Source organism: Streptomyces sp. NPDC047453 (assembly GCF_040643155.1).
GTDB lineage: Bacteria > Actinomycetota > Actinomycetes > Streptomycetales > Streptomycetaceae > Streptomyces.
Genome location: NZ_JBEYTS010000078.1, coordinates 24,510 through 30,970, shown reverse-complemented (window position 1 = coordinate 30,970; position 6,461 = coordinate 24,510). Strand labels below are relative to the sequence as shown.

The following is a 6,461-nucleotide window of genomic DNA, read 5'->3' as shown; positions in this document are numbered from 1 at the left end:
CGCCAACTTCGCCCGAGCACGGTTCACTTCATGTAAGTCCACAACGTCCAACATGCCCCAAACAGGGCCGAGAAGACCTAACGGAGCCCTACTAGGCGGCACCTGACGGCGGCCGCCCGACGCAGGGCTCCCGATAACCCTCCCTGCCGGTCCCGTGTGCCGGTCAGACGCCGTGCGGACTCGCCGCGGTGGCCGAGGGGGTGGGGGAGGGGGGCTGGGGGTGCTTGTTGGCGTACTGGTCCGCGGTGACGCTCAGGGACTGCGCGATCTGCCGCAGGTACGCGATGAGCCGCTCGGTCTCCTCCTGGTCGCCGCCGGCCGCCTGCGTCTCCTGCTCCCACATCTTCTGGAGGATCGCCTCGGCCTGCGCCCTGGCGGCCCGGACCATGTTGCGCGCCTGTTCGCGGGCCGCGAAGACGGTCTGCTCGGCCGCCTGCTGGGCGCGGGCCTGCTGAAGTACGGCGTCCACGGTCGGCACCCCGGTGGGTGCGTTGCCGTCGCCGATGTTGTTCGCGCGGATCCAGTCCCGGTGGCGCTGCATGTCCGTCCGCAGCCGGTCGTTCTCCTCCGTCAGCGCTATCAGAGTCGACGCGCAGCGGCGCAGGGCGTCGTGCACCGACTCCTCGTTGTAGCCGCGACGGGTCAGGGGAGCTCGGGGGAAGGTCATCGACCGCAGTGTCGCGGGCGTCACCAGGTGCTCCTCCGGATGCGGTGCTCCTGTCTCGTTCACGTTTCTCCGATCAACGAGCTTCTTCGAAGTGCAGCAGGTCGTGCGGAATGCCCGCGTCCGCCAGATCGCGCACTGTCGCCGAGACCATGGCCGGCGAGCCGCAGACGTAGAAGGAGCATCCGCTCCACGCGGCGGCGCGCAGCACCGGGCCGGCGAGGCTGCGGTTGTCGACGGTGCCGGCGTCCGCGCCGACCAGGGGCGTGACGCGAAGCCATGGGTGTGCCTGCGCCAGATGCCTCAACGCGGGCAGGTCGTACAGTCCGTGGTTGTCGCGCGCCCCGACGAACAGGTCCACCCGGCGCGGGGGACCGTGCTGGGCTATCTCCTCGACCAGGGCGCGCAGCGGGGCCAGGCCGGTGCCTCCGCCGATCAGCACCAGATCCCGGCCGCCGGACGGCTGGAGCGTGAGCCTGTTGCCGACCGGGGCGCCGAGGCGCAGCACGTCGCCCTGCCGCAGCCCGTACACCAGGGCCGGGCTGACCAGACCGCCGTCGATGGCTCGAACGTGCAGCTCGACGGTTCCGTCGGCACGCGGCGAGTTGGCCGGGGTGAACGACCGCCAGGTGCTCGGCAGCGACGGGGTTTCCACCATCACGGACTGCCCGGCCAGGTACGCCATCGGCTGTTCCAGGCGCAGGGTGAGGACCGCGATGTCGAAGCCGCGCTGCTCGTGCCGTACCACCTCGGCGTTCCACCATGGCGGATTCACCGCGCCGTCGGCCTCGGCGGCCTGCACCATGGTGCGGGCCACCAGGGCGTAGGCCTCGGTCCAGCCGTGTTGCAGCTGCGGGGTCCACGCCTCGCCCAGGAAGTACGCCAGCGTGGCCAGCAGCGCCTGCCCCACTGCCTCGTAGTGCTGCGCCACCACCTGGAACTTGCGGTGGTCCCGGCCCAGCTGCCGCAAGTACGGAACCAGCCGGTCCGGATCGTCGGCCTCCGCGACGATCCGGCCCAGGGCGGCGACGAGCCGATCGCGCTGTGCCCCCATGGACACCGGGAACATCGGCCGGACCTCCGGCGCGATGATGAACAGGTAGGAGTAGAAGTACCGGGGCACTTCGTCCCCCGACTTGCCGACCAGGGCGAAGGAATCTCTCAGCGCCTGTGCATCGCTCACGTCCGCCCTCCGGTGGCTGACATCAGGGTTGACTTCCGGACAATGGGGCCGGCCGGCGGCTCGTTGCGACGAGCCTCCGGCGGCGGCTCACTTCGAGGCGGCCGCGCCGGCGTCGAGCATGGTGTTGCTGATCAACCCGTAGACGGCCGCCCAGGACTCCTCGACGGCCGGTGTCCACGCATCGCCCGCGTAGTGGCGCAGGGTGGCGATCAGGCTGGCCCCCACGGCCGGGTAGTGCTCGGGCAGCACGCCGTATCCCGCGTGGCGGCGTCCCAGGTTCTCCAGCATGCCTATGAGGGTGTCGGTGTTCTCCAGGTTGGCGACCAGGGCACCCAGCGCGGCCCACAGGCGGTCGCGCTGCTCGTCGAGGTGAGCCGCGAACAGGGGGCGCACATCGGGATGGTGGGCGAACAGGTGGTCGTAGAAGTACGCGGTCACCTGCGTGCCGTGGGGCTGAACAGCCGCGAAACTGCTCCGGATCAGTGAAAAGTCTGCAGTCATGGCGGCCGACTGTAGCCAGAGGCGAGTGGACCGAACAAGTGGAGGGCTTTCTGTAATGAGTTCGTCAAGTAGTTGTCCACAGGGGTACACAAGCGCGGCCCCCGGCGGGCGTCCCGGCTCGGGGGAGTACCCGGCCGGCCCCTGGCCAGTGGCGTCACGTATACTCTGCCCGCGACCCGGAAGCTGAAGTTCCCGTCTTCATAAGTTCGTTTCTGACGTGTATTCACCTGGCCGATCCACCGTGTCCGTCGCCCTGCAGGCACGATGGAAGGAACTGCGTCAGATGCAGCCAGCAAGACGTCGCGGACGGCTCATGGCCGTCGGCGCGACTGCCATGCTTCTCGTCACCAGTCTTGTGACATCCGCTCATGCGAACCCCGACTCGGGCAAGGGCCAGAACCCCAAGCCCTCCACCCCCGTCTCCCAGGTCGCGCCCGCCCTCACCCCGGCCGACGGGGAATACCTCGAAGGCAGGAGGAAGGTCCGCTGGTCGTCCACGGAGCTTCGGTGACGCTGTCACCGGCCGCGACGGGTTCCGCGGCGACGAGCACGCCGTCTCCAGCGCGCTCTTCCCCGACCAGGAGACCTTCGTCCACAGCACGGAGACCCTGGTCACCTATGACCTCGACGGCACAGAGGGCTCGGCGGTCCTCTCCGCCGGCGACCCGACGCTGCGCACCGCCCAGCGGCAGGCAGCCCACCAGGTGGGGGAGTTCTTCCTGCTCGGCACCGAGCATCTGCTGCTCGGCCTCGACCACGTCCTCTTCCTCATTGCTCTGCTCATGGGCGCACGCCGGCTGCGCGACGTCGTCGTCACCGCCACCGCCTTCACCGCAGCCCACAGCGTCACGTTCCTGCTGGCGGCGCTCGGAGTGGTGGACGTGCCCGGCGCCCTCGTCGAGCCGGTCATCGCGGCGACGATCATCGTCGTGGCGGCCGCCAACCTCCTCGGGAAGGGCGAGGACAGGTTCGGCAAGTGGCGGCTTCCGGTGGTCTTCGCCTTCGGTCTGATCCACGGGCTGGGCTTCGCCGGCGCGCTCGACATCCGCGAACCGGGATCATGGGGGCTGCTGCTGTCACTGCTGACCTTCAACGTCGGCATCGAGGCCGCACAGCTTGTCCTCATCGCCGTCTTCTTCCCCTTGCTGACCCTCGCCCGCCGGACACCCGCGGCCCGCTGGATAGCGGTCACGCTGACGACAGCCATCGTGACGATCAGCCTCTACTGGTTCCTGGACCGCATCTGGGGCACCGCCGGTCCGATGGGCTCCGCCTGAAGTCTTGGAGAACCCTTCGAGTCGGCCCGGTGAGCATCGTGGCAACTTCGGCTTACCTACCTGCACTTTTGCGGCAGGGGGCGGTCGCGAGGGCCGTAACGTGAGGCGTCCGTGATCGTTCAGCAGTGCTTCTTCGTAAGGAGGGTCGGGTGCCGATGCGTGACGCGCAGGGCACGTTGTCCATACCTGTACCGGAGGTTGCGGCCGGGACCGGCCGACCGCCACGGCCCACCCGGCCGCGCGGGCCCGCCACCTCGGTACGGACCGGCCCCCGCTTGTACGCCATCGACGCCATTCGCCTGCTCGCCGCCCTGATGGTCGCCGTGCACCACTACGCGGGCACGCGCCGGGTCAACCAGCCGGACAACGCGATATGGGACCGCCCGGTCTCCGAGATCATGCCGACGGTGTTCCACTTCGCGACGTACGGCTGGATCGGCGTCGAGATCTTCTTCGTGATCAGCGGCTTCGTGATCTGCATGTCGTGCTGGGGCCGCACCCCTCGCCAGTTCTTCGTCTCGCGCGTGATCCGGCTCTACCCGGCGTACTGGTTCGCGATCGTGTTCACGACGGCCGTGCTGGCGGCCCTGCCGGGCGTCTGGGAACGATTGCGGCCGCGTGACGTCCTGCTCAACCTCACGATGCTCCAGTCCGGTTCGGGCGTGCAGAACGTCGACGGCGTGTACTGGACCCTGTGGGCGGAACTCCGCTTCTACCTGCTCTTCCTGCTGGTGGTGGTCACCGGCCTGACCTATCGCAAGGTCGTCGTCTTCTGCTGTGTGTGGGGTGCCGCCGCGATGCTGGCGTCGGTGGCTTCGTTCCCGCTCCTCGATCTGCTCGCCGGTCCCGACGCCGCCTGGTACTTCATCGCCGGCCTCGCGCTCTACCTCATGCACCGCTTCGGTCAGGACCTGCTCCTGTGGGGCATCCTCGCCATGTCGTGGCTCATGGGCCAGCGGGAGCTGGGGCAGCGTATCGACGAGGTCGAGCATGTCTCCAACTGGCGGGGGGCGGTGCTCCTCTACACCGTGTTCCTGCTCGTCATGATCGCCATCGCCCTCGGTCTGACCGACCGCATCCGCTGGAAGTGGCTGGTCACGGCCGGGAGCCTGACCTACCCGCTCTACCTGATGCACTACGCGGCCGGTACGACGCTGATCAACCGCCTGCGGGACACGATGGACGCCCGGCTGCTGGTGTTCTCGCTGCTCGCCTGCTTCCTGGTGCTGAGCTATCTGGTCCACTGCTGCGTGGAACGGCCCCTGGCAGGAGCGCTGAAGCGGGGCCTGGACACCTCGTTCGCCCGGATGCGGAATGCGGGACGCGCCGACCGGGAGTGACACAGCGGACGCCGGACACGCTCGAAAGTCGGCGGAGGCTGGTACGGGGGACCGTGAGTGTCAGGTTCCAGACATGCCGGTTTCTGACAGTAAACAACCGTTCAAAAATTGGTAGTTGGCCTTACAGACTGGGCGGCGTCCGCGGATGCCCCATCGGGCACCCTCGAAAGGAGCCCCCGTGAAAAAGGCCCTCTCCGTGGCGGCGAGCATGGCAATCGCCGCGACCTGTGCTTTTGGCATGGCACTTCCCGCGCACGCCGCCGATACGACAGGGACCACGACCGTCGCGAGCCGGTCGCTGCAGTCGGCCGTCGACACCTCGGCAATGGCCCCGCAGACCAAGGCCCTTGTTGACCGGATTCTGGCCAAGCTGCCCGCCGACTGGGAGTCCCGCGTCAATGCGGCCCGTGCCAAGTACGGCCTGAACGAGTCGCAGTGGAGCGAGATCCGCGACAGTGCGATCAACCCCGGCGACTACCAGTGCCAGCGCACCGAACTGACGACGTACGCCAACACCCTCCTCAACGGCGTCAAGGACCCGTTCACCCTCCTGATTCTCCAGCTCTTCGGCGGCTTCGACTTCCCGACCTACGACGCGCTGGTCTTCGGCTCCGAGTCGAAGGCGAACACCTTCGGCGTCAACGGCGAGTACACCCAGAAGCTCACCGCCGAGATGAAGAACCTCAAGCGCTTCTGGGACATCGACTCGGCGGGCATCGAGCTGATTCCCATGCACGGGGCCGACGTCTACTCCAGCCCCGAGCGGCTCGCGCGCACGCTCTCCGTGCTGTACGGCGGGACGGCCGAGGACAACCTCGACCTGGCCGAGCTGTTCATCGAGCTGGTCGACTCGGAACCCGTACTCCAGGGCGGCGCGAACCCGATCTTCACGTTCAACGCCTTCGCCTACAGCGAGGTGGACGATCCGGATCCCCTCGGCGTCTCCGACCGGATCATCATGGGTGACGGCATCATCCAGGGCATGACCGAGGTGGGCCTGGGCGACGTCGCGCCCCGGGCCATCGTGGGCCACGAGTTCGGCCACCACGTACAGTACCAGAACAACCTCTTCGAGAGCGACCTGACAGGCCCGGAGGCCACCCGCCGTACCGAGCTCATGGCCGACGCGTTCGGGACGTACTACCTGACCCACGCCCGCGGCGAGGCGCTGAACGCCGCCCGGCTCCTCAAGTCCGAGAAGTCGTTCTACCAGGTCGGCGACTGCAGCTTCACCAGCTCGGGCCACCACGGCACGCCGAACCAGCGCCTTGCCTCGTCCAGTTGGGCGGCGGGCGTAGCCAACGACGCGGTGAACCAGGGGCACGTCCTGCCCTCGCTCAAGCTGGACGAGCTGTTCGAGGCCAAGCTCCCCGACCTGGTCAAGCCGGACGCCCGCTGACGACCGCGGTCCCATGGAGGGGCGTTGACCGCCTGAGCGGCTGAAGACCCGCGCGGGGCGGGCCGGATCAGACACCGGCCCGCCCCGCGCGCCCATC

Annotated in this window: 6 protein-coding genes; 3 read left to right on the top strand and 3 right to left on the bottom strand. The window is 68.4% G+C overall.

Translation table 11 applies throughout. The features are described from left to right. Positions 1-163 precede the first annotated feature (163 nt). The 3 genes from ABZ818_RS36330 to ABZ818_RS36320 all read right to left on the bottom strand — a co-directional run bounded on the left by ABZ818_RS36330 (position 164) and on the right by ABZ818_RS36320 (position 2,348). Positions 164-691: a DivIVA domain-containing protein gene (locus ABZ818_RS36330; protein ID WP_361424591.1), complete on the bottom strand. Its 528-nt coding sequence runs from the start codon at positions 689-691 to the stop codon at positions 164-166. A 49-nt stretch (positions 692-740) separates the two neighbouring features. Continuing rightward, positions 741-1,847 carry a globin domain-containing protein gene (locus ABZ818_RS36325; protein WP_361424588.1) on the bottom strand — a complete coding sequence of 369 codons (1,107 nt, stop codon included), beginning with the start codon at positions 1,845-1,847 and terminating at the stop codon, positions 741-743. Positions 1,848-1,934: 87 nt separating this feature from the next. After that, on the bottom strand, positions 1,935-2,348 hold the full coding sequence (locus tag ABZ818_RS36320; RefSeq protein WP_361424585.1) for a globin family protein: 414 nt from the start codon (positions 2,346-2,348) through the stop codon (positions 1,935-1,937). Between the two features lie 368 nt (positions 2,349-2,716). Between ABZ818_RS36320 and ABZ818_RS36315 the strand changes: the two genes are divergently transcribed. From ABZ818_RS36315 to ABZ818_RS36305, 3 genes are all read left to right on the top strand, one after another. Next, a complete protein-coding gene (locus ABZ818_RS36315) occupies positions 2,717-3,625 on the top strand; it encodes a HupE/UreJ family protein (protein ID WP_361424582.1) in 909 nt (302 codons plus the stop codon). 155 nt (positions 3,626-3,780) lie between these two features. Beyond that, positions 3,781-4,965: an acyltransferase gene (locus ABZ818_RS36310; protein WP_361424579.1), complete on the top strand. Its 1,185-nt coding sequence runs from the start codon at positions 3,781-3,783 to the stop codon at positions 4,963-4,965. Positions 4,966-5,203: 238 nt separating this feature from the next. Then, positions 5,204-6,364: a hypothetical protein gene (locus tag ABZ818_RS36305; protein WP_361424576.1), complete on the top strand. Its 1,161-nt coding sequence runs from the start codon at positions 5,204-5,206 to the stop codon at positions 6,362-6,364. The last annotated feature ends 97 nt before the right edge of the window (positions 6,365-6,461 follow it).